The 22,641-nt window shown below is 67.5% G+C and carries 23 protein-coding genes; 15 read left to right on the forward strand and 8 right to left on the reverse strand.

From position 1 onward, the window contains the following. Window positions 1-46: 46 nt before the first annotated feature. Window positions 47-1,612, reverse strand: a complete 1,566-nt coding sequence (locus tag ACORQU_RS19065; RefSeq protein ID WP_491642582.1) for a fumarate hydratase — start codon at window positions 1,610-1,612, stop codon at window positions 47-49. A gap of 105 nt (window positions 1,613-1,717) precedes the next feature. On the opposite strand from ACORQU_RS19065, the gene sigJ reads away from it, so the two are divergent. Next, window positions 1,718-2,605, forward strand: a complete 888-nt coding sequence (gene sigJ / locus ACORQU_RS19070) for an RNA polymerase sigma factor SigJ (protein WP_491642583.1) — start codon at window positions 1,718-1,720, stop codon at window positions 2,603-2,605. 40 nt (window positions 2,606-2,645) lie between these two features. Continuing rightward, window positions 2,646-3,092 carry a carboxymuconolactone decarboxylase family protein gene (locus ACORQU_RS19075; RefSeq protein ID WP_491642584.1) on the forward strand — a complete coding sequence of 149 codons (447 nt, stop codon included), beginning with the start codon at window positions 2,646-2,648 and terminating at the stop codon, window positions 3,090-3,092. A gap of 19 nt (window positions 3,093-3,111) precedes the next feature. Here ACORQU_RS19075 and ACORQU_RS19080 read toward each other — a convergent pair whose 3' ends face one another. Continuing rightward, window positions 3,112-3,387: a hypothetical protein gene (locus ACORQU_RS19080; RefSeq protein ID WP_491642585.1), complete on the reverse strand. Its 276-nt coding sequence runs from the start codon at window positions 3,385-3,387 to the stop codon at window positions 3,112-3,114. Window positions 3,388-3,554: 167 nt separating this feature from the next. Between ACORQU_RS19080 and ACORQU_RS19085 the strand changes: the two genes are divergently transcribed. Then, window positions 3,555-4,085 carry a DUF1993 domain-containing protein gene (locus ACORQU_RS19085; RefSeq protein WP_491642586.1) on the forward strand — a complete coding sequence of 177 codons (531 nt, stop codon included), beginning with the start codon at window positions 3,555-3,557 and terminating at the stop codon, window positions 4,083-4,085. 97 nt (window positions 4,086-4,182) lie between these two features. Further along, a complete protein-coding gene (locus ACORQU_RS19090) occupies window positions 4,183-4,755 on the forward strand; it encodes a mechanosensitive ion channel domain-containing protein (RefSeq protein ID WP_491642587.1) in 573 nt (190 codons plus the stop codon). Window positions 4,756-4,765: 10 nt separating this feature from the next. On the opposite strand, the gene ACORQU_RS19095 is transcribed toward ACORQU_RS19090, so the two are convergent. After that, window positions 4,766-5,032 (reverse strand): DksA/TraR family C4-type zinc finger protein, encoded by a 267-nt coding sequence (locus ACORQU_RS19095; protein WP_491642588.1) that lies wholly within the window; start codon window positions 5,030-5,032, stop codon window positions 4,766-4,768. A gap of 142 nt (window positions 5,033-5,174) precedes the next feature. Here ACORQU_RS19095 and ACORQU_RS19100 point away from each other — a divergent pair, with 142 nt between their 5' ends. From ACORQU_RS19100 to ACORQU_RS19110, 3 genes are all read left to right on the forward strand, one after another. Beyond that, complete coding sequence (locus ACORQU_RS19100; protein WP_491642589.1) at window positions 5,175-6,176, forward strand: cupin-like domain-containing protein; 1,002 nt, start codon at window positions 5,175-5,177, stop codon at window positions 6,174-6,176. A 54-nt stretch (window positions 6,177-6,230) separates the two neighbouring features. Then, window positions 6,231-6,470 (forward strand): DUF2789 domain-containing protein, encoded by a 240-nt coding sequence (locus ACORQU_RS19105; protein ID WP_271645495.1) that lies wholly within the window; start codon window positions 6,231-6,233, stop codon window positions 6,468-6,470. Between the two features lie 98 nt (window positions 6,471-6,568). Next, window positions 6,569-7,228 (forward strand): glutathione S-transferase family protein, encoded by a 660-nt coding sequence (locus tag ACORQU_RS19110; protein ID WP_333909528.1) that lies wholly within the window; start codon window positions 6,569-6,571, stop codon window positions 7,226-7,228. Between the two features lie 18 nt (window positions 7,229-7,246). Here the strand turns inward: ACORQU_RS19110 and ACORQU_RS19115 are convergent, their stop codons facing one another. Both ACORQU_RS19115 and ACORQU_RS19120 read right to left on the reverse strand, forming a co-directional pair. Then, complete coding sequence (locus ACORQU_RS19115) at window positions 7,247-8,005, reverse strand: SGNH/GDSL hydrolase family protein (protein ID WP_491642591.1); 759 nt, start codon at window positions 8,003-8,005, stop codon at window positions 7,247-7,249. Window positions 8,006-8,066: 61 nt separating this feature from the next. Then, window positions 8,067-9,836 carry a M1 family metallopeptidase gene (locus ACORQU_RS19120; RefSeq protein WP_491642592.1) on the reverse strand — a complete coding sequence of 590 codons (1,770 nt, stop codon included), beginning with the start codon at window positions 9,834-9,836 and terminating at the stop codon, window positions 8,067-8,069. Between the two features lie 145 nt (window positions 9,837-9,981). Between ACORQU_RS19120 and ACORQU_RS19125 the strand changes: the two genes are divergently transcribed. Beyond that, window positions 9,982-11,364 carry a M28 family metallopeptidase gene (locus tag ACORQU_RS19125; protein WP_491642593.1) on the forward strand — a complete coding sequence of 461 codons (1,383 nt, stop codon included), beginning with the start codon at window positions 9,982-9,984 and terminating at the stop codon, window positions 11,362-11,364. Here ACORQU_RS19125 and ACORQU_RS19130 read toward each other — a convergent pair. Further along, a complete protein-coding gene (locus tag ACORQU_RS19130; RefSeq protein WP_491642594.1) occupies window positions 11,358-12,059 on the reverse strand; it encodes a phosphatase PAP2 family protein in 702 nt (233 codons plus the stop codon). The genes ACORQU_RS19125 and ACORQU_RS19130 overlap by 7 nt on opposite strands. 158 nt (window positions 12,060-12,217) lie before the next feature. After that, window positions 12,218-13,075 (reverse strand): PA4780 family RIO1-like protein kinase, encoded by an 858-nt coding sequence (locus ACORQU_RS19135; protein WP_491642595.1) that lies wholly within the window; start codon window positions 13,073-13,075, stop codon window positions 12,218-12,220. Window positions 13,076-13,247: 172 nt separating this feature from the next. On the opposite strand from ACORQU_RS19135, the gene ACORQU_RS19140 reads away from it, so the two are divergent. The 4 genes from ACORQU_RS19140 (at window position 13,248) to ACORQU_RS19155 (ending at window position 17,002) form a co-directional block, all read left to right on the forward strand. After that, a complete protein-coding gene (locus ACORQU_RS19140; RefSeq protein ID WP_491642596.1) occupies window positions 13,248-14,462 on the forward strand; it encodes a cation:proton antiporter in 1,215 nt (404 codons plus the stop codon). Window positions 14,463-14,598: 136 nt separating this feature from the next. Then, on the forward strand, window positions 14,599-15,087 hold the full coding sequence (locus ACORQU_RS19145) for a pyridoxamine 5'-phosphate oxidase family protein (RefSeq protein WP_491642597.1): 489 nt from the start codon (window positions 14,599-14,601) through the stop codon (window positions 15,085-15,087). Window positions 15,088-15,453: 366 nt separating this feature from the next. After that, entirely contained in the window at window positions 15,454-15,669 is a 216-nt protein-coding gene (locus tag ACORQU_RS19150; protein ID WP_491642599.1) for a hypothetical protein, read from the forward strand. Window positions 15,670-15,901: 232 nt separating this feature from the next. Beyond that, window positions 15,902-17,002 (forward strand): Glu/Leu/Phe/Val dehydrogenase dimerization domain-containing protein, encoded by a 1,101-nt coding sequence (locus tag ACORQU_RS19155; RefSeq protein WP_271645482.1) that lies wholly within the window; start codon window positions 15,902-15,904, stop codon window positions 17,000-17,002. 86 nt (window positions 17,003-17,088) lie between these two features. On the opposite strand, the gene ACORQU_RS19160 is transcribed toward ACORQU_RS19155, so the two are convergent. Further along, window positions 17,089-19,896, reverse strand: coding sequence for a S8 family serine peptidase (locus ACORQU_RS19160; protein ID WP_491642600.1), 2,808 nt, complete (start codon window positions 19,894-19,896; stop codon window positions 17,089-17,091). A gap of 281 nt (window positions 19,897-20,177) precedes the next feature. Between ACORQU_RS19160 and ACORQU_RS19165 the strand changes: the two genes are divergently transcribed. The 3 genes from ACORQU_RS19165 (at window position 20,178) to ACORQU_RS19175 (ending at window position 22,420) form a co-directional block, all read left to right on the forward strand. Then, window positions 20,178-21,353 carry a thiolase family protein gene (locus tag ACORQU_RS19165; protein ID WP_271645481.1) on the forward strand — a complete coding sequence of 392 codons (1,176 nt, stop codon included), beginning with the start codon at window positions 20,178-20,180 and terminating at the stop codon, window positions 21,351-21,353. Between the two features lie 150 nt (window positions 21,354-21,503). Beyond that, the gene (locus ACORQU_RS19170; RefSeq protein ID WP_491642602.1) at window positions 21,504-21,854 is read left to right on the forward strand and encodes a hypothetical protein; all 351 of its coding nucleotides are present in this window, start codon (window positions 21,504-21,506) and stop codon (window positions 21,852-21,854) included. A 224-nt stretch (window positions 21,855-22,078) separates the two neighbouring features. After that, window positions 22,079-22,420 (forward strand): hypothetical protein, encoded by a 342-nt coding sequence (locus ACORQU_RS19175; protein WP_271645479.1) that lies wholly within the window; start codon window positions 22,079-22,081, stop codon window positions 22,418-22,420. Window positions 22,421-22,641 lie beyond the last annotated feature (221 nt).

The following is a 22,641-nucleotide window of genomic DNA, read 5'->3' on the forward strand; positions in this document are numbered from 1 at the left end:
AGTATGCACGCCGGCCCTGCTGATGTCCGCAATCTGGCGCCGGCGCTCAGGCCGGCTCGACCACCACCGGGATCTTGCCGATCCGGGCCTGCCACTGGCGCGGGCCGGTCTTGTGCACCGACTCGCCGGTCGAATCCACCGCCACGGTCACCGGCATGTCCTTGACCTCGAACTCGTAGATCGCCTCCATGCCCAGGTCTTCGAAGGCCAGCACCTTGGCGGCCTTGATCGCCTTGGACACCAGGTAGGCCGAGCCGCCGACCGCCATCAGGTAGACCGACTTGTGCGTCTTGATCGCCTCGATCGCCGCCGGGCCGCGCTCGGCCTTGCCGACCATGCCCAGCAGACCGGTCTGCTCGAGGATCTGGTTGGTGAACTTGTCCATGCGCGTGGCCGTGGTCGGGCCGGCCGGGCCGACGACCTCGTCACGCACCGGATCGACCGGACCCACGTAGTAGATGAAGCGGCCCTTTAGGTCCACCGGCAGGCGCTCGCCCCGGTCGAGCATGTCGACCATGCGCTTGTGTGCGGCGTCGCGGCCGGTGAGCAGCTTGCCGTTGAGCAGCAGGACCTCGCCGGGCTTGAAGCTGGTCACTTCCTCCGGGGTGATGGTGTCCAGATCCACGCGGCGCGCGCCGTCTGGGTTGTAGGTCAGCTCCGGCCAGTCCTCCAGCGAGGGCGGATCGAGCATCACCGGGCCGCTGCCGTCCAGGGTGAAGTGCGCATGGCGGGTGGCGGCGCAGTTGGGGATCATCGCCACCGGCAGGTTGGCCGCGTGGGTCGGATAGTCCTTGACCTTGATGTCCAGCACCGTGGTCAGCCCGCCCAGGCCCTGCGCGCCGATGCCCAGCGCGTTGACCTTCTCGCACAGCTCCAGGCGCAGTTCCTCGGCGCGGTTGGACGCGCCACGGGCCTGCAGGTCGACGATGTCGATGGGCTCCATCAGCGCTTCCTTGGCCAGCAGCATGGCCTTCTCGGCGGTGCCGCCGATGCCGATGCCGAGCATGCCCGGCGGGCACCAGCCGGCGCCCATGGTCGGCACGGTCCTGAGCACCCAGTCGACGATGGAATCGGACGGGTTGAGCATGGCGAACTTGGACTTGGCTTCCGAGCCACCGCCCTTGGCCGCGACGATCACCTCGACCTTGTTGCCCGGCACGACCTTGACGTTGACCACGCCCGGGGTGTTGTCCTTGGTGTTCTGGCGCTTGCCGGCCGGGTCGGCCAGCACGCTGGCGCGCAGCTTGTTGTCCGGGTGCAGGTAGGCGCGGCGCACACCCTCGTTGGCCATGTCCTCCACGCCCATCGTGGCGTCATCCCAGCGCACGTTCATGCCGATTTCCAGGAACACGGTGACGATGCCGGTGTCCTGGCAGATCGGCCGGTGACCCTCGGCGCACATGCGCGAGTTGATCAGGATCTGGGCGATGGCGTCCTTGGCCGCCGGCGACTCCTCGCGCTCGTAGGCGGCGGCGAGGTTCTTGATGTAATCGACCGGGTGGTAATAGCTGATGTACTGCAGCGCATCGGCGATGGACTGGATCAGGTCTTCCTGCTTGATCGACACCGGATCGGTGGATGCAGGCACGGCGGTGTGAGAGTGGAGGTTCATGGCTGGCTCGGCGCTAGCGGTGGGGAGGCGGAATCCGGCCATTTTAGGCCAAACTGCCGGGCCACCCCTTGTCACAGGGCGGCGCCCTCCCACGTCCTGGGACGCATGAACACGCTTTCGCGCTTCGAAACCCATCGTTCCCGCCTGTTTTCGCTCGCCTATCGCCTGCTGGGCAGCCGTGCCGAGGCCGAGGATGTCCTCCAGGACGCCTGGCTACGCTGGCATGGCGCCGAGCCGGACGGCATCCGCGACGATGAGGCCTGGCTGGTCACCACCACCACGCGGCTGGCGCTGGATCGCCTGCGTGCGGCACGCAGCGCGCGCACGGACTATGTGGGACCGTGGCTGCCCGAACCACTCCGGGTGGAGCTGGCGCCCGATCCGGCCGAACGTCACGAGGTCGCCGAGACGGTGTCATGGGCGCTCATGGCGTTGATGGAACGCCTGGGCGCGGACGAGCGCGCCGCCTTCCTGCTCAAGGAGGTCTTCGATTACGACTACGGCCAGATCGCCGCGCTGCTGGGCCACGGCCAGGCCAATTGCCGGCAACTGGTGCATCGCGCCCGCGCCCGGCTGCAGGCCGGACATGCGCGGTTCGACGTCGCCCCGGATCGCCATCGACATCTGCTGGAGCGGTTCATGGCGGCCTCGCAGTCCGGCGACAAGGCTGCGATCACCGCCCTGCTCAGCGCCAATGCGCGCCTGGTCTCCGACGGGGGGGGCAAGGTCACCGCGGCGCTGCGTCCGCTGGTCGGCGCCGAGCGTATCGCGCGGCTGTACTGGGCCATCGCGCGTCGCGGCGGCAGCATGCCAGCGGTCCTGGGCCGAGTGGACGGACAGCCGGCGATCGTGCGGCTTGCCGGTGATCGCCTGCATTCGTTCACGGTCATCGTCAGCGACGGCGAGGCCATCAGCGAGATCCTGACGCTGATGAACCCCGACAAGCTGGGCGCGGTTGTCACAGGCCCGCAGGCTGGTCCGTCCTTGCAATGAAGGTGGCCCGGTCGGCCGCCACATTGCCAAGGATTTCCCGATGAAAGTGCAATTCGCCCGCGTCGATTACACCCAGCACCTACCGGAAGCGTTCAAGGGCCTCTATGCCGCCAGCCAGCGCGTCCACGCCGGCACGCTGGAACATAGCCTGGTGGAGCTGATCTTCCTGCGCGTGTCCCAGCTCAATGGCTGCGCCTACTGCCTGGACATGCACGCCACCGCGCTGCACAAGGCTGGCGTGGAGCCGCGCAAGCTGGATACGGTCGCGGCCTGGCGCGACAGCCGTTTCTTCGATCCACGCGAACGCGCCGCGCTGGCCTGGGCCGAAGCCCTGACCACCCTACCCTCGGGCGAACCAGAGGCAGCCTTGTATGAGGCGTTGCATGCGCATTTCGACGACGAAGGCATCGCCACGCTCACCATGGCCGTGGCCATCATCAACGCATGGAACCGGCTTGGCGTCGGCCTGTTGCCGCAGTTGCCGTGACCGACGCCAGCCCGCGCCCTCAACCCGGGCGCGGGCCCAGTGCGCCGGACTCGATCGACAGGATGGCCAGCAGCACGGCCAGCAGCGCGGTCGCCTGCAGGACGAAGGCCACCCGTGACGGCCAGCCCTTGGCCGAATAACCGCACACCACCAGACAGGCGATCGGCGCGGCGCCAAACAGCAACAGCGGCCAGCGACCCGGCGTCCCGGTGGCCGGCACCAGGGGTCCGGTCAGCCCGATGCCGAACAGCAGCAGCGCCAACGCGTTGAGGAACAGGGGGATGATCGGTTTCATCCCGACCGATTGTGCCCGCCCAGCGCCGGCAGCGCGCATGCCGGAGGTCCTGCCGGACCGGCGCCAGCACAAGGGCGCATCGGTGCAACGCCGCGTCCTTGCCGGCAGGGTCACTGCGCCGGCGCGGTCCACGTAGGCTGTCGATTCCTTTCCCTGTGATGCCTTCCATGTCCCTGCCCCTGCATGCCCTCGTCCTCCCGTCGCTGACCCATGGCCTGCGCCAGCTGTCCCATATCCTGGAGGTCGGGGCACGCCACGCCGCCGAGACCGGCCTGGATCCGGCCAGCCTGATCACGGCGCGCCTGGCCCCGGACATGCTCGATCTGACCGCGCAGATCCAGCGCGCCAGCGATACGGCCAAGGCCACCGGCGAGCGTCTCTCGGGCATTCCCGCCCCCAAGTTGGCCGACACCGAACGCAGCTTCGACGAACTGCAGGCACGGGTCGCCGCGACGCTGGACTATCTCGAGTCCCTGCCCGACGACCAGGTCGATGCCGGCGCCACGCGCGAGATCACCCTGAAGTTCGGCCCGATGGGGGCTCGCTTCACTGGCAGCGACTACCTGATCCAGTTTGGCCTGCCGAACTTCCACTTCCACCTGGTGACCGCCTACGCGATCCTGCGCCATCAGGGCGCGCCGCTGGGCAAGCGGGATTTCCTCGGCCAGATCGGCACGCCCCTGCCCGTGGAAGGCTGAAGCACCGGTCGTGACGTGATCCCACCCGGACGGACTTTGCTCCGTCTCGGGTGCGCCGGCATCATGGTGGACTGTTCGCTCCCCACCCTTTCCCGCGATGAAAGAACACCTTCCTTCCTGGCTGCACGACTGGCTCGACGTCATCGTGCCCGGCCTGCACGTGCTGCTCATCCTGCTGCTGGCGCGCCTGGTGCAGTTGCTGGTCCGTCGTTTGATCCGACGCGCTGTGGAGCGCTACGACCTGCCGCCGGAACTGGCAATGGGCTTGCGCCGCGCCTTCGGGACCCTGCTGTTGGTGGCCGTCACCTTGCTGATCCTGGAGCGCCTGGGCGTGTCGGCCGGCGTCCTGTGGGCCGCCTTTACGGGATTTGCGACCGTCGCGGCGGTGGCGTTCTTCGCTGCGTGGAGCGTGCTGTCCAACATCTTCTGCACGTTCCTGATCTTCATCACCCGCCCATTCCGCCTTTACGAGATGGTTGAACTGCTTGAGGACGGGGAAAAAACGGGGCTAAAGGGCAAGGTCGTGGACATCAACCTGCTCTATACGACGCTGCAGGAAGCCGATGCCGGCACCGGCGAGGCGCCCACCTCGCTGCAGGTGCCCAATAGCTGGTTCTTCCTGCGCGGTATCCGGCGCTGGCGCGGCTCCCCGCGCGTGCTCGGCTCGTAGCGCGCACGCACTAGCGCAGCTGGCTGTCCTTGCTGCCGCGGCGGTTGTAGCCACTGGCAGCGCCCTGTTCCGCATCCTGCGCGGCCTGGCACTGCACGCACAGGCGCACGCCCGGCACCGCCTGGCGGCGCGCGGCCGGGATCGGCGCATCGCACTCCTCGCAGTGGGTCAGCCCTGGCCCGCTCGGAAGCTTGCGACGCGCACGCTGGATCGCATCGGACACCGTCGCGTCGATCTGGTCCTGAACCGCGCCATCGTTGGCCCATCCGGTCGCCATGGCGAACTCCTGATGATGAGGGAATGCACCACGCTACGCCGATCTGCGTGAATCCGCGCGGGACGCCCATCGTGCACCTCCGCCCCAGACCCGAGGCCGATTGGCTAGCATGCACGGCCACACCGCCTGCCGTTGGCCTGCCATGCCCGCCGCCATCGAAGAATCACGCACGCCCGGGACGCCCGCCCTCGAGACGCTGACCGGCCGAGGCGCGCCCTTGGTCCTGCGCGGGCTGTGCGCGGACTGGCCGATGGTGCGGGCCGCGCAACGCTCGCAGACCGAGTTCGCCAAGCTGCTGGCGGCGCACGACAGCGGCACCGCCGTCGACACCCTGCTGATGCCGCCGCAAGCCAATGGACGGGTGGGTTACAACGCTGCGCTGGACGGCTTCAACTACGAGCATTTCAAGGTCTCGGTCACCGATGTCCTGCAGCGGCTGGCGCACTACAGCCGGCGCGAAGGGCCTGCACACGGCGTGGCGCTGCAGAGCGCGCCCATCGCGGCCTGCCTGCCCGACCTGCTTGCGACGCATGCGCTCGAGGGCCTGCCGGAAGGCACTCAGCCGCGCCTGTGGCTCGGCAACCGTGTCACCACACCGGCGCATTTCGATGCCTTCCACAACATCGCGGTGGTGGCCTGCGGGCGGCGACGCTTCACCGTGTTTGCGCCCTCGCAGGTCGGCGACCTCTACATCGGACCGCTGGACTTCGCGCCGACCGGTGCGGCGATCAGCATCGCCGACCTCCACGCCGAGGACGCGCGGTTCCCGCGCCTGGCCCAGGCCCGCGATGCGGCCTTTGTCGCCGAACTCGGCCCGGGCGACGCGCTCTATCTGCCGCCACTGTGGTGGCACCATGTGGAGTCACTTGAGGACCTCAACGCCTTGGTGAACTTCTGGTGGTCCTCGACCACCAGCGATGGCCGCGTTCCCAGTCCCGGCCTGCCCGCCCTGCTGCATGCGCGCCTGGCATTCGCCAGCCTGCCCGCGCACGAACGCGCCGCGTGGCGCACGCTGATGAACCACTATGTCTTCGGCGACCAGGACCCAGGCGCGCACCTGCCACAGGACAGGCGGGGCGTGCTGGGACCACTGGACGAAGCGGCAGCCGCCGCATTGCGCCGACGCATCGCAGGCTCGCTGTGATCCTGCGTTGACGTTGCCGACGTCACGCTGCCCTGACCTTTTTGGAGCCTTGCCATGGAACAGACCGTCCACCCGTTTTCCGAACTCTTCGCACAGCTCGGACTGGCGTCCGATGAAGCCGGCATCCGGGCCTTTATTGCGCAGCATGCCCCGCTGCCCGACAACATGCGGCTGGAAGAAGCCCCGTTCTGGTCACCGGCCCAGGCCCAGTTGCTGCGCGAAGAGCGCATCGACGACGCCGACTGGGCCGAGGTGGTCGACCAGCTCAACCTGGCGCTGCACGCCACGCCGTGAGCCCGGCGCAGGCGACACGCTGACGGCGTGGCCGCGGCGTGTCGAATCAGGCCCCGCCGCTTCGTCGTGTCGATACCGCCACTGACCGGGCCGATGCCATGCCGCTGGAACTGTTTGCCCATCCTTTTTCCTCGTACAGCCAGAAGGTTCTGATCGCGCTGTACGAGCACGGCACACCCTTCACCCTGCGCTTGCTGGACCAGGCCGCGCCGGCCAACCTGCAGGAACTGGCGCGGCGCTGGCCGATCCAGCGCTTCCCGCTGCTGGTCGATGGCGCACGTCAGTGGATGGAAGCCAGCGTCATCATCGAATACCTGCAGCTGGCCCATCCCGGCCCGACCAGGCTGATTCCGGACGATCCGATGACCGCGCTGGAGGTGCGGCTGCTGGACCGGTTCTTCGACAACTACATCTCCACGCCGCAGCAGGCGATCGTGTTCGACAGTCTGCGCGAAGCCGGCACGCACGATGCGCTGGGCGTGGAAAAGGCCCGGGCCCAGCTGGAGACCGCCTATATCTGGCTGGAAGGCTACCTGCAGGGCCGCACCTGGGCGGTGGCCGATGCCTTCAGCCTGGCCGATTGCGGCGCCGCGCCGTTCCTGTTCTACGCCGACTGGACCTGCGCCATTGCCCCGCGCTTCACCCGCGTACATGCGTACCGCGCGCGGCTGCTGGCGCGGCCCTCGGTCAGGCGCGCGGTGGACGAAGCGCGGCCCTATCGCCACTACTTCCCGCTGGGCGCGCCGGACCGCGACTGAGGCGCGTGGCGCCAACCTTCAGCGCGCCAGGGCCGCCTGCACCGCCTGCTCGGCCAGCGGCGCCATGATCGCGTAGCCGGCGGCGTTGGGATGTACGCCATCGGCGGACAGGCGCTTGGGCAGACCGCCCTGCCCGTCGTCCATGGCGCTGTAGTAGTCCAGATATGTCGCGCCGACTTGCGAGGCGTACTGCTGGAGCCAGGCATTGAGGGCGCGGATCTTGGGCGCCGGTTCGCGCCTCGGACGCCAGGGGTAATCGCGAGCGGGAAGCACCGAAGCCAGGACGACCTTGATGCCGTTGGCCTTGGCCAGTTCGGTCATCGAGCGCAGGTTGTCCTCGATCATCGCAGGCGTCGCCTCGCCGGTGTTGCCGGCGATGTCGTTGGTCCCGGCCAGGATCACCACGGCGGCCGGCTTCAAATCGATCACGTCCTGGCGGAAGCGCACCAGCATTTGCGCGGTGGTCTGCCCGGAGATCCCCCGGTTGACGTAGTCCTTGCCCGGAAAGAACACGCTTCCGTTGTGGTTGCGGCCCCAGGCATCGGTGATCGAATCGCCATAGAACACCACCCGCGGCTTGCCCGCCACCGGCGCAGGCAGCGCCGCGTTTTCAGCCCGATAACGCGCCAGCTGCGGCCAGTCGGCCAGTTGCTTCTGCATCCCGGCGACCTGCACGGCAGTGGGCTGTCCATCGGCCAGGGCCGGACACGACAGGCCAGCCGCACCAAGCAAGCCCAGCACCAGCAGGCTGCGGCGGATCAGTGGGGTGTCGATCATCAGGACCTTCCTCCAAAGGGTGAGCGAGGCAGTCTACGCCGGCGATGTGCCCGCCTTGCGATCAGGGCTTTTGGATCGCCTTGTCCGCAGCCGCCTTTTCCGCTGCCCTGCGGGCCGCGGCATCGGCCACCGCGGCCGGGAAGCGCGGCTCGTCACGCAGCAGCTTGGACTGCGGATCCAGTGTATAGACCTCGCCGGCGGGCAGATCGACATGGCCTTGTCCATCGGACATGGGCACAGTGACCGTGCGGCCGCTGTTGGGCCCGATGCGTACCTCCACCGGCACCGGGAACGGCACGTCGTCTGGCGTCTTCCAGCGCAGCGCCAGGCCGGTGCCATCACGCGTGGCCAGCAGCTGCGGCAGGGCCGCGCGATATAGGTATACGTCGAAGAACCAGCCGTAGTCCTTGCCCGTGACCTGGTTGACGATCTCGATGTAATCCTTGGTCGAGACGTAGCGCGGCTTGAAATTGCCCGGCCTCGGCATATCGGTGCCGTACACGGCCAGGCGGATCGACTTGAAGAACGCCTCGTCGCCGATCAGCCCGCGCAGCATGTGCAGCATCAGCGAGCCTTTGTAGTAGATGTCCAGGCCGGGGCCGTGCTCGCGGCTGTACACCGATTCTTCGGTCTGCGGCTTGCCGCTGACGATCGGCACCTTGTTTGTCAGCGCCGCGCGCTGATCCAGCAGGGCCGCGTGGTATTCCATCTCCCCGCGCAGGTACTGCAGGTACAGCGGCTGCATGTAGCTGCCGAAGCCTTCATGCAGCCACATGTCGTCCCAGTCGGCGTTGGTCAGCTGATTGCCGAACCATTCGTGCGAGAACTCGTGCTGCATCAGCCAGTCGTAGCCGTACTTGTCCTTCTTGTAGTCGTTGCCGTAGGCGTTGATGGTCTGGTGCTCCATGCCCAGGTACGGGGTCTCGACGATGCCGACCTTCTCGTCACCGAACGGATACGGGCCGATCTGGGCCTCGAAGAAGTCCAGCATCTTCGGCAGCTCGGCGAACAGGCCCGCCGGCTTGTCGCCCTCGCCCTTCAGGTGCCAATACGCCAATGGAATGGTGTTGCCGAACCGGCTCTTGTAGTCGGCCTTGAGCGCATCGTAGGGCCCGACGTTGATCGCCACCGCATAGGTGTCCGGGCTGCGCGCGCGCCAGTGGTAAGTGCGCCAACCGGCCTTTTCCTGCATGCCGACGAACACGCCGTTGCCCGGCGCCACCAGCGGGGCCGGCACGGTGATGTGCTCGTCCACCCGCAGTGGCTCGCCCTGCGGATGGTCGATGCACGGCCACAGCAGGTCGCAGCCCTCGCCCTGGATCGCCGAAGCCACCCACGGCTCACCGGTCGGCGCGGTGGACCAGACGAAGCCGCCGTCCCAGGGCGCGCGCTTGGCCACGTGCGGCTTGCCGGCGTAGACCACGCGCACCTTGACCTGCCGACCGGGGGTCAGGGCCTTGGGCAGCGTCACGCGCAGACGTCCGTCCGGATTGGTCCAGGCGCTGGTCGGCAGCGCGCGCCCGTCGATCTCGACCCGGCTGATCGCGTATTCCGTATCCAGGTCCAGCACCACGGCGGCCAGGAGCGCGGTGGCCTTGAAGGTCAAGGTGGCATCGCCCTCGATCCGACGCTGGTCGGGGATCACCTTGAAGCCCAGGTCCGCGTGCTCGAACACCACGGCCAGTTGCTCGGGCGTGCGCGGCAGGCCGGTCTCGCGGGTCAACGCACCCAGTGGCGGCTGGTCGGCAGGGGGCTCGGCGGCGAAGGCCGGTGCGGTGAGGACGGCCAGGCTCAACGCGAGCATGGACAGGACGGGGCGGCAATGGGACATGGCGGGACCAACGTACAGGACACAAGTGCATTAGCGTGCCATTGCGCGCTTGCCACCGCATCGGTCCGAAGTCATGCGCCGGTATGGCGCCCCCGTGCGAACATCGCAGGTCCCGCGCTGTCGGCGCGCCAGCCCCGATGCAACGATGCCTGCTCCCCTGACCACCCGCACGCTGTTGCTGCCCCTGGCCCTCATGCTGGCGCTCGCCTGTGCGCAAGCCAGCGCGCCGCAATCCGCCGACGCCCGCCTGCAGGAGATCGGCACTGCCCCCTCGGCCGCCAGGATCGAGGCCGACGTGCGCACGCTGGTCGGCTTCGGCACCCGGCACACACTGTCGGACACCACTTCGGACACGCGCGGCATCGGCGCGGCGCGGCGCTGGGTCTATGCACAGTTCCAGCAGATCTCGCGCGACTGCGGCGGTTGCCTGGAGGTGCGCTACATCAGCGGCACGGTGTCGGGCGAAAAGCGCATTCCCGACCCGACCGAGGTCGTCAACGTGGTCGCCATCCAGCGCGGCACCGCCGACCCGGGTCGCTACGTGATCATGAGCGGCGACATCGACTCACGCGTGTCGGACGTGATGAACGCCATCGACGATGCCCCCGGCGCCAATGACGACGCCTCCGGCCTGGCCGGCACGCTGGAAGCCGCGAGGGTGCTGACCCGCTACCGGTTCCCGGCCAGCATCGTCTACATGGGCCTGTCGGCTGAGGAGCAGGGCCTGTTCGGCGGCAAGATCGTCGCTGCGCAGGCAACAAAGGAAGGCTGGCGCATCGAGGGCATGCTCAACAACGACATGATCGGCAACATCGCCGGCATCAATGGCGTGACCGACAACCACACCGCCCGCGTGTTCTCCGAAGGCACCCGCGCCACCGAGACCGAGGCCGATGCCCGCGCGCGCCGCTTCACCGGTGGCGAGCTGGATTCGCCCTCGCGCAACCTGGGCCGCTATGTCGCCGCCATGTCGCGCTACGTGCCCAACCTGGACGTGATGATGGTCTACCGGCTGGATCGCTTCGGCCGCGGCGGCCACCACAGCCCATTCAACGAGGCGGGCTTTCCGGCCGTCCGGGTGATGGAGACCAACGAGCACTACGACCGCCAGCACCAGGACCTGCGTACCGAGGACGGGCGTGTCTATGGCGACACGATCGACGGGATGGATTTTCCTTATGCCGCGCGCCTGACCGCACTGAACGCGGTGAGCCTGGCCGGCATGGCCTGGGCGCCGCCGCCGCCGGCTGGAGTCAAGATCAGCGGCGCGGTCAGTGCCGACACCACGTTGACCTGGCAGCTTCCGCCCAGCGCGCAGGCGCCGAACCTGGCCGGCTACAAGGTCTACTGGCGACTGACCACCGACCCGCAGTGGACCCACAGCCTCTACGTGGGCAAGACCGACCGCCACACGCTCCAGGACGTGGTGATCGACAACTATTATTTCGGCGTGGCCGCCGTCGCCCAGGACGGCAGCGAAAGCCCGGTGGTGTTCCCGGGTGCGGCCGGCAGCTTTGGCGACTACTGACCGGAGACCGCGCCCCAGGCCGCCTTGAGCAGCGCACGGGCGGCTTCGAAGTTATCCGCGATCTGGTAGGTGAACAGGAACATCCCCGGGTAGAAGTAGCCCGGGTGCCGGTCGCACCATCCCACCAGCCAGTCAGGCAGCGGCGTGCGGACCAGCAGCGCGTTGCCCGCCGTGACCACTACCACGCCCAGCACCGCACCAGCCAACAGGTCGGTGGGATAGTGCAGGCCCATGTATAGCCGCGGCAGCGCCACGAAGACCGTGGCGTAGGCCAGCGCCGCCAGGCCCACGCGCCGGGAGACGAACATCAGCCCGGTGGCCAGCGCGAAAAACAAGGTGGCGTGGTCGCTGGGAAACGAGCTCCAGCCATCGAGCATGTCCGGCGCAGCCCCGTAGGGCAGGACGAAATGCAGGCTCGGCTCGTGCATCGGACGGTTGCGGAAGGGCAGCAGCATGGCCAGGACCCGGGCAAGGGCCATGGCCGCCACACTGCTCATGATGGTCGCCAGCACCCGCGCCCGGTCTTCCTGCTGCCGTGGCGACAGGCGGAACCATTGCCACCAGATCAGCAGGGCGAACACGCCGCCTTTGATCAAGTGGTTGATCGCAACGACGCCGACGAATCGATCGAGCGCCCAGGAATGGCGGGCGTAATGATTCACCGTGTCGATGAGGGTCTGGTCGAACGTGTTCAAGGCGGCTCCAGGGTGTCGCGTCCGGAAACGACACGGACCGCTCGACCGCCGCAATGACCGATGCACGGCATCGCTGGCGCCCAATCCCCTGTCAGGTTCCTGGATGAACTGTGACCTGGATCATGTCATGAAAATGACATCTTCATCAGCCAGCCGCGTCACGCCTGCTCGTCGGCCGCCTCACGCCCCTGCTGGCGGATCATGGCCTCAAAGCGCGCTTCCTCAATCGCCTGGCGCACGCCGTCAACGTCGGCCTGATGCGCGGGGGCCTTGAACCGCCCCGTCAGCGCAGTGTCGGGCTGCAGTGCACCGGCTTCGTACAGCGCCCACAGCTCTTCGCCATACCACGTATCCAGCAACTCAGGCGCCGCCCGCCCCAGCGTGGCGGTGAGGTTGTTGACATCGCGCAACAACATGCGCCTGGCCGCGTTGTTGCCCGAGGCGCTGACCACCTGCGGAAAATCGATCACCACCGGGCCGTCGGCGCCGACCAGGACGTTGTACGCCGACAGATCCCCGTGGATCAGGCCACAGCACAGCATCCTGACGACCTGGCGGACCAGCACCTGATGGAAGGCGCGCGCCTGCTCCGGGCTCAGGTCCACTTCCCCCAGACGCGGCGCCGAAAATCCATCCGCATCGGTGACCAGTTCCATCACCAGCACGCCGTTGAAATATCCGAAAGGCTCGGGCACGCGTACGCCGGCCTCGCGCAACTGATAGAGCGCATCGACCTCGGTGTTCTTCCACTCCGCTTCGGCCTGCTTGCGACCATAGCGGCTGGCCTTGCCCATGGCCCGTGCCTCACGGCTGCCACGGACCTTGCGCCCCTCCTGGTATTGCACACGCTGCTGGAAACTGCGCTGGGCCATGTCCTTGTAGACCTTGGCGCAACGCACTTCCCCGCCACTGCGCACCACGTAGACCGAGGCCTCCTTGCCGCTCTTGAGCGGCCGGAGCACCTCGTCGATCACGCCATCATCGATCAGCGCCTGCAAGCCTTGTGGTGTCTTCATGCCATCCTGTGCCGTGAGGGGAAGCGCCCCGCCGCCGGGTCGCATGCGAGCAGTGTCGCATTGTTTCCCGCGCGGCATGACATGGCCGGCAGCTTGCCGCGGACGCCCGCAGGCCCGCCATAATGCCGCCCGCCGCGGCCTCGTCCGCAACGCGCGTCCAGGTCACGCATCGATGCATTCCCTCAGCACTATGGAAGTCTTCCTGATCGCCATGGCGATCATCTTCTGCCTGCCCTACCTGGTCTGGCGCCTGGGACGCACCGACTATTTCGCCCCGTTGGTCGTCGTCCAGATCATCACCGGCATCGTGCTGGGGCCGGGTGTACTGGGGGCGGCCCTGCCCGGCTATTACCAGTTCGTGTTCACCCCCCAGGTCGTGCAAATCCTCAACGGCCTGGGCGGCTGGGCGGTCATGCTGTTCGTGCTGATCGCCGGGATCGAGCTGGACCTGAGCCGGGCCTGGGCCAATCGACGCGAAAGCGGGATCACCGCCGGGTTGGCGCTGGGCGCGCCCTTGCTGATGGGGGCGTTGGCGGCGCTGATCCTGCTGCAGTTCCCCGGCTGGCTGGGCGCGCAGGGCCAGCGGTGGCAATTCCTGGTCGGCGTCGGCATGGCCTGTGCGGTCACCGCACTGCCCATCCTGATCCTGCTGATGGAGAAGTTGGAGATCCTGCGCCAGCCGCTTGGCCAGCGCATCCTGCGCTACGCCAGCCTGGACGATATCGCCATCTGGGGCGTGCTGGCGCTGGTGCTGATGGACTGGCAGCGGATCGGCCGGCAGTTGGGCTTCCTGCTGGCTTTCGCGGTGGCCTGCGTGCTGTTCCGGCGGCTGATGCGCGCCCTGCCCGAACGCGACCGCTGGTACGCGATGCTGGTCTGGCTGGCGCTGTGCGCGTTCGGCGCGGACTGGTCGGGGCTGCATTACATGGTCGGCGCGTTCCTGGCCGGGGTGGTGATCGACGGACACTGGTTCGATCAGGACGCCATGGACCGGCTGCGCCACAACGTCCTGTTGGTGCTGATGCCGGTGTTCTTCCTCAGCACCGGGCTGCGTACCCAGTGGGATGTCGGCGGCGCGGTCGTGTTCGCCGCCGCGCTCCTGCTGCTGCTTGCCGCGGTCGCCGGCAAACTGGCCGGCGTGCACTTGGCCGGGCGCCTGTTGAAGTGGCGGCCTGGCGAGGCCTCGCTGATCGGCTGGCTGCTGCAGACCAAGGCGCTGATCATGATCATCTTCGCCAATATCCTGCTGGACAAGGCCATCATCACCAGCGCCACCTTCACCGCGCTGCTGTTGATGGCGGTGATGAGCACGATGCTCTCCACCCCGATGGCGACCCCGCGCCTGCGGCGGCTCGGCGCGTGTCACACGGATGCGTCGGGCGGCTGACGCGCGAACGGCGCTCACGGCGTGCCGCATTTCGACAGGTGTTGCCCGCGCGTCAACACCATGGTGCCGCTGCGCTGACATCGGGCAAGCGCTCGGTGCTCCAGACTTCAGGGACTCAAACACACGGGAGTCCCGCATGTCGAAGGAAGAAGCACTGGAACAGAAGTTCTGGAAAGCCCTGAAGTCCGATCGCACCGTCATGCTGGGCCTGGAAGGCGCCGAGGATGGCCACACGCGACCCATGACCGCCCTGATCGAAGGTGACCAAGGCGGGCCAGTCTGGTTCTTCACCTCCACCGACAACCAAATGGTGCGCAAGCTCGACGCAGGTCATCGGGCCGTGGCGGCGTTTGCCTCAAAGAACCACGAGGTTTTTGCCAGCATCCGCGGCACCCTAGTCGCCGACAAGGATCGCGCCGTCATCGATCGTCTCTGGAATCCCTTCATCGCCGCCTGGTATGAGGGCGGCAAGGATGATCCGAAATTGGCCTTGCTGCGCCTGGACGCCGAACACGCCGAGATCTGGGAAAACGGCTCGAGCTTGCTGGCCGGAATCAAGCTGTTGCTTGGCCGTGATCCCAAGCAGGACTACAAGGACAAGGTCGCCGAAGTCCAGCTTCGCTAAGGCGTCGATCTCTGCAGAAGCCCCGCCTCCTCGAGGCGGGCTCGCAGGGTGACGGTCTATCAGCTTCGGGCGCCAGTGCACGAGAGTAGACCCGGTGCGTAGAGACCTCGCATACAAGGCGGTACTGGATGTCGGAGCTTCGAACATGCGTTCGGCAGATTGAAAAGGGGGCGCCGGCTTTCATCACACTGGGCAGAACACGCCTTCTCGGGTATCACGCAAGCGCGTCTGGAAAGCCTTGGTGCGGAAGTTCGGTCCCGATGGTGCGACGCGTCGTGACCTCGCCCCGCGCCGCCGCGATAGTCCGCGGTGTTGCCACGCCGTGGTGCGCGTTGCCCGCCGGATGCCGGGCCCTGGAGACGCCGCATGAAAGTCGTGATTGCCCTGCTCGCCGCCGTGATCCTGCTCGCCGCCAGCATTCCCCTGTCCCGCGCCATCAGTGAGGGCGAGGAACACTCCATCGTCCGCACCGTTGACGCCGTCTCACCGGCCGAGGAGGCCGCAAAGACCGCCGATCTCCAGACCAGCCAGCCTGATGAAGCCCAGGTGTCCGCACACGAGGCGGGCAAACAACAGCGCTGAGCCCAGTTCAGCCCGGCCGAATGCCGGACGACCCCCTTCCGGGCCACCAGGGGTCAAACCTTCTGCATTGCGTGCATCCGCCGCCACTGGACGCCCGTATCGTTAGACTGTGCCCGCGCGACGCCGCCGCCCAAACCTGGGCGGCGTCGTCTTTTGTTTTTTGCATCAGCCACTTAGGAAACGTTCCACGCAAGCCTCCGCAACTGAGGATTTGCGCGGATTGGAGCCCACCATGATTTTCGAGACCCTCGACACCTCCGGCCATGAGCAGGTTGTGTTCTGCCACAACCCCGATGCCGGGTTGAAGGCGATCATCGCCATCCACAGCACGGTGCTCGGTCCAGCCCTGGGGGGCGTGCGCATGCGTCCCTACACCGAAAGCGCAGCGGCACTTACCGACGCGCTGCGCCTGAGCCGAACAATGACCTACAAGAACGCCCTGGCCGGGCTCAACGTCGGCGGCGGCAAGGCGGTGATCATCGGCGAGCCGTCGCAGGAAAAGACCGAGGCGCTGTTCCGCATGTTCGGCCGCTATGTCGACTCGCTGGGCGGCCGCTACATCACCGCGGAGGATGTGGGCACCGACGTGAACGACATGGAGCACGTCTACCGCGAGACCGAGTACGTGGTCGGCGTCCATCAGGTGCACCGGGGTTCGGGCGATCCGGCGCCGTTCACCGCCTACGGCGCGCTACAGGGGTTGATGGCCACGCTCAACCGCCGGTTCGGCAACGAAGAAATCGGCAAGTACAGCTATGCCGTGCAGGGCCTGGGCCATATCGGCATGGAGTTCGTGAAGCTGCTCAAGGAGCGCGGAGCCAAGCTCTTCGTGACCGATCTCAACCCCGCACTGGTCGAGCGCGCGGTGGAAGAGTACGGCGCCGAGGCGGTCAAGCCGGATGAGATCTACGACGTGCAGGCAGATGTATTTTCGCCGTGCGCGCTGGAGGGCTCGATCAACCAGGAGACGCTGCCGCGGCTGCGCGCCAAGGTCATCTGCGGCACGGCCAACAACCAGATGTCGCATGTGGTTGGCGAGGACGCCATGCGCCGCGGCATCCTTTATGCGCCGGACTATGCGGTCAACGCCGGCGGCGTGATGAACGTCTCCCTCGAGATCGACGGCTACAACCGCGAGCGCGCCATGCGCCTGATGCGCAACATCTACCACAACATCGGGCGCATCTTCGATCTGGCGGAAAAGGAAAAGATTGCGCCGCAGTACGCCGCCGACCGCATCGCCGAGGCGCGCATTGGCTCAATCGGCAAACTCAAGCTGCCGCTGGGCCGGACGGCGCCGCGCTACATGAGCCACCTGCGCGGCGATCACTGAACCACGGGCCAGCCGCCCAACCCGAGTGTGACCGATGCCGGCCTTGCGCCGGCATCGTTGCGTATAGCCCACGGATCAGCGACACCTCAGAAGCCGACCCGATACTGCGCCGAGACCACACCCAGCGTGCCACGCGGCCCGAAGCGGCGGTCCATGCCGAAGGACATCACTTGGCCCAGGCCCAGATCCGCGTCGAGGGAGACCCCGAACTGGCCACCGGAAGCCTGGGCGTCCCCGTTCCACAGTGCGCCCCAGGCATCGATGCCGGTGAAACGCGCCTGCCGGACAAAGCCGTCCGCCGACACCACCCGCTGCCACTCGGCATGACCACGCAAGGAGAGGGCCGCGCCTCGCCACGCCAATGGCTGCTCCACGCGCAGGCCCGCGATGAGCTGACTGCGGCGCGCATCGCTGGCATCGGCGGTGAGCCCGAACCCCTGCGCACCCGTCTCGGAAAAACCGTCGCGCGACAGCGACACCTGGTCAGCGCCGACGTATGGCGTGAGCGTCGCATCCGCCCACGAAACCGGGAGTCCGGCCTCGATACTGGCAAAGTGCATGGCCCCGCGCTCGCGGCTACCGACCCTATAGGTGGCGTCCCCGAGGAACAGGTGGCGCTGCAGCTGGCGCGTATAGAACCCGGTGCCGACCTGGGCCAGCGCGTAGCCGTGGGACCAGTGCTGGGCCGCGTAGAAGGCGACATGGGTCTGCCGGTCACGGCTGTTGTCGCCGGCCAGGGCGAACTGCCCACCGGCATCGACCTGACCGAATGAAACGCCCGACACCAGCCCCGGCGCCAACGCGACTTCGTTGCCCAGCATCCAGCCGCCGACATCGAAGGCGCTGACCCCCAGGCCACGGGCCTGGCGATCGTCCAGGGACGCAAACCAGCTCCTGGCGCCGCCCGTACGCGCCGCTTCGCGGACCGAGAGTGCGCGCCGACGCATGTCCAGGACGTCCAGGGTCAACATGTCGGCCGCGGCATGGGCCTGGCCTGACAGGCTCTCCAACGAGCGCTGGGCCGCCGCCGTGCTGGCTGAGTGCAGGAAGTCCCCGGCCAGGCCGACGAAATCCCCGGACACTGCCGCCCCACCATCGATCTGGTCCAGCGCCTGGTCCACGCGCTGGGCACTGCCGACCGCAGCCGGGCTCATGCCCAGCGAGGCAGCGGTCGCGGTGATGTCCAGCCGGGTGATGTCCAGCCAGGCCTGGGTGCTGGTGTAGTCCAGCGAGGCCTCCAGGAACACCCCGGAGCCGGCGGTCAGGCTGGCGAAGGTGCCGCTCAGGACGCCATCGGCCGACAGCACCGACTCCCGGCTGCTGCGCACGTAGCCGCTGGCGATCCCGAAGACCTGCAGCGTCCCATCCAGCGATGCGGTCCCCGTCGCCTTCAGCGGCGTGCCAACCTGGTACTCCAGCGTGCCGCTGCCGGCCTGGACGAAGTTGCCGTCGATGATCCGGGTCCCCGCCGCGCCATCAAACCGGACATTGCCCGCGTTGCTGAGGTTTCCGCCGATGCCGCCCGAGCTTGTCATGCGCGCGCCGGCCGCGATCGTGGCCGCTCCAGGGACGCCGTGGCTGGATACCAGACTGCCGCCCTGCACCTCGGTCGTCCCGAGGTAGCTGTTCTGCCCGGACAGGGTCAACGTCCCGTCGCCGGACTTGCGGATGCCACCGGCACCGCTGATGTCGTTGGACCAGGTCGATGCCCCAGTGAAGCTCACCGCCACCGTCCCCCAGTCGAGCTTGGCCGGACCGCCGATGGCCTTGCCGACATCCAGCAGGCCATAGCCGAAGACGGCGTCGACCCCGGGCATGCCCAGGTCAGTGGCGGTCCCCAGCAAGGTCTGACGCACCAGATCATTGCTGAAATACGGGAAGGCTTGCCAGACCACGGCCGCGGCGCCGGACACCTGCGGCGTTGCCAGCGAGGTGCCGGTCCACTGCCAGTAGGACGGCGCGGTCGGCGCATCGTCGGTCCCGGTGACCACGACCGTCCCAGGCGCGACCAGGCAATAGTGCATCGCCACGCCACAGGCATTGGAATAGGAAGCCAGCTGCGTGGGGTTGTCGGTGTCCAGCGCCGCCACCGCCAGCCAACCCCGCTCCAGGTCCGCCGCAGGCAGGCTTCCATTGGGACCTTGCTTGCTAGGCAGCGCGGCGGTATCGGTGGGCTCGGCGTTGCCTTCGTTGCCCGTGGCAAAGACCACGATCCCATCGTTGCCGATCACGAAAGGACGGTACTCCTGCGCGATCGGCGCGGTGGCGGCCGGATCGGTCCAATAAACCCCACCCCAGGAGTTGTTCATGACCTTGACCCCGCGTGCGATCAGGGCCTGGTGCACGCTGGCCAGACCGAGTGCGCCGGAGGTCTCGTTGCCTTGCCCGGAGCCGTCGTCGCTTGGCTCCTTGTCGGAGATGATGCGCGCCGACACGATCGTCGCGCCCGGCGCCACGCCACCTGGCCAGGCACCAAACGCGGTCCCGGCGGCCACTTGCGCCACGGCCGTGGCGTGTCCGACCACGTCCTGCTTGGTCAGGTCGTTGTCGGTGCTGTTGACGTAGGTCAGGTTGGCCGTGACCCGCGGCGAGAGGGCCGGGTGCTTGCTGTTCACACCAGTGTCGACGATGCCGATAACGGTCCCGGCACCGGTGAAGCCAGCGGCGCGGGCGACATCGGCGTGGGTCAAGGTCAGGTGTTTGCTGTATGCCGGATCCGGCGTGGTCACCACTGGCGGAGTGGCCGGATTAGGCGGCGTAGTGACCGGTGGCGGCGCCTGGCGCACATTGTCGCCGCCCCCACCCCCGCCGCATGCCGCCATCACTGCGCATGCCAGCGTTCCCAGGGCCAGGCGGCCACCTGCGCGGACCCGCTCCCACTCCCTGGCGTCCATTTCCCCCTCCGCTTGATTGCCCGGCGCAACGCATTGCGCCCACCCGGGTGCAATCTATCGCAATCAGAAGCCAGTCGCCGCCGCCCGCGTTCCGTGCGAGACGTCATGCCTCACGCTCGGCTTGCACGCCAATCACGGTTCCTCTCAGGTTGATGCCGGGCGGGACTCGCACGAATCGCTCCCGTCAGCGCAAGGCGCAAGGCGCCTCCGATGGTCGTGTTGCTCCGCTTTGCGAGCGCCCCGGATAATGCCGCCACATTCGCATTCACGGACCCTTCTTCATGCGCGATATCGTCATCGCCGCCGCCAAGCGCACGGCCATCGGCTCGTTCCTCGGCCAGTTCACCGGCGTGCCCACCCCCCAGCTCGGTGCCACGGCCATCCAGGCTGCGCTGGCGCAGTCCGGCATTCCTGCCGAAGAGGTCAGCGAAGTCATCATGGGCTGTGTGCTACCGGCCAACCTGGGCCAGGCTCCCGCACGGCAGGCCTCCCTGGCCGCTGGCATTCCCACCTCGACCGGCTGCACCACGATCAACAAGGTCTGCGGCTCGGGGATGAAGGCGATCATGCTGGGACACGACCTGATCAAGGCCGGCTCGGCCGAGGTCATCGTGGCCGGTGGCATGGAGTCGATGACCAACGCGCCGCACATGATTCCCAACTCGCGCACCGGCAACCGCTTCGGCGATTTCAAGGCGGTCGACCACATGGCCTGGGACGGCCTGGTCAATCCCTATGATGGGCAGGCCATGGGCGTGTTTGGCGAGGCGACCGCAGAGAAGTATGGCTTCAGCCGCCAGGATCAGGACACCTACGCCATCGAGTCGGTCACTCGCGCGAAAGCCGCGCAGGCCAGCAATGCCTTTGCCGATGAGATCGCGCCGGTGACGCTCACCACGCGCAAGGGCGAGGTGGTGGTGGAGAGCGATGAGCAACCCGGCCGCTCGGATGTCGGCAAGATCCCTTCGCTCAAGCCGGCTTTCAAGAAGGATGGCACGGTGACCGCCGCGAGTTCTTCGAGCATCTCCGACGGCGCGGCCGCCACCATCCTGCTGACCGCCGAGGACGCCGCACGTCGCGGCCTGACCCCGCTGGCGAAGATCGTGGCCCATGCCACCTACTCGCAGGCGCCGGAGTGGTTCACCACCGCTCCCGTGGGTGCCATTCGCCGCGTCCTGGACAAAGCAGGTTGGGCCGTCGAGGACGTGGATCTATTCGAAATCAACGAGGCCTTCGCCGTGGTGGCGATGGTCCCGATCAAGGAGCTGGGCATCCCCCGTGACAAGGTCAACATCCACGGCGGTGCCTGTGCGCTGGGGCATCCCATCGGGGCCTCTGGCGCGCGCCTGGTGGTGACCCTGATCCACGCGCTGCGCACCACCGGCAAGCGCCGCGGCGTCGCCACGCTGTGCATCGGCGGCGGCGAGGCGACCGCCATTGCGATCGAGGTGCCCTGACGCGTTCGCGCAGCCGTCGCATGCTATTAACGCAAAGTTGACGAATCTAAGCCGTACGCGAGCGAATGCTTGACAGTGGAAACCGGCTTGTCATGATGTCGCCCGGCGCGCAACAGCGCGTTGCCAAACTAATCGACGAGGATTTACCGAATGAGCATCAACAAGACGCTGATCGCGCTGGCAATGGGCCTGGCCCTGGCTGCCTGCTCGAAGCCGGAACAGGCTGCTGACGACGCCACCGACGCCAAGCAGGCTGCGACCGAAGCCCAGGCTTCCGCCGACACCGCCGCTTCCACCGCGACCGCCGACTCGGCCCAGGCCGCTGCCGATACCGCCGCGACCGCCGCTGACACCGCTGCCGACGCTGCTGCCGACGCCAGCGCCGCGACCACGGACAAGGCTGCCGACGCTGCCGCCGACACCGCTGAAAACGCCAAGGACACCGCCCAGGACGCCGCTGACACGGCTGATCAGGCTGCCTCGGACGCTGACAAGAAGTAATCCGCCAAGCGACCGGAGCATTTCTCCGGTCGCAACGCGAAAGGCCGCCGTGGAAACCCGGCGGCCTTTTTTATGAGAGTCGATGCCGCGCAAGTCCGACGCGACTTTCAATTGACATCCACGCCGGTAGAATCCGCCCGCTGCAGCGGCTCCGGTCTCCCACTGTTTGGGTCGGTTACGTTGCAAGTACGACCCATCCATCCATTCCGTTGAAGGGGAACGCTATGAACAACAAGCTCAATATCGCGCTGATCGCCGCTGTCCTGGCTCTGGGCGCGTGCTCGCAGAAGACGCAGGACAACGCCGCGGCCACCGCTGACAGCGCCGCTTCGGACGCTGCCCACGCCGCCGACCACGCCGCCGCGGCTGCGGATAACGCCGCTGACAAGGCTGCTGCGGCTGCCGACAACGCGGCCGATGCCGCCAGCCAGGCCGCCGAGACCACCGAGAACGCTGCGCAGTCGGCCACCGCCGACGCCGCTGCGGCCGTGTCCGAAGGTGCCGATGCCACTGCCGACAAGGCGGCCGAGGTGTCCAAGGAAGCCGAGGACGCTTCGAAGAAGTAAGCCGATCACGCTGATGCGGCCGATGCGTCGCGCAGCCTTGGGGCCCGCCTTGTGCGGGCCCTTTCTTTTTGCGCGTCCGTGGACATCGGGCCAGTGCGACACACCGCGACTGGTGCCGATGTTGCGCGCCGACATGCAGGCCGGCACGTCCGGCGCTAGGATCGGAGCACGCCGGTACCGCGGAAAGACCGGCCAATCGGTGAGCCCAGTCACAACGCGCC

The sequence above is a fragment of the Pseudoxanthomonas sp. JC1303 genome (assembly GCF_058448525.1).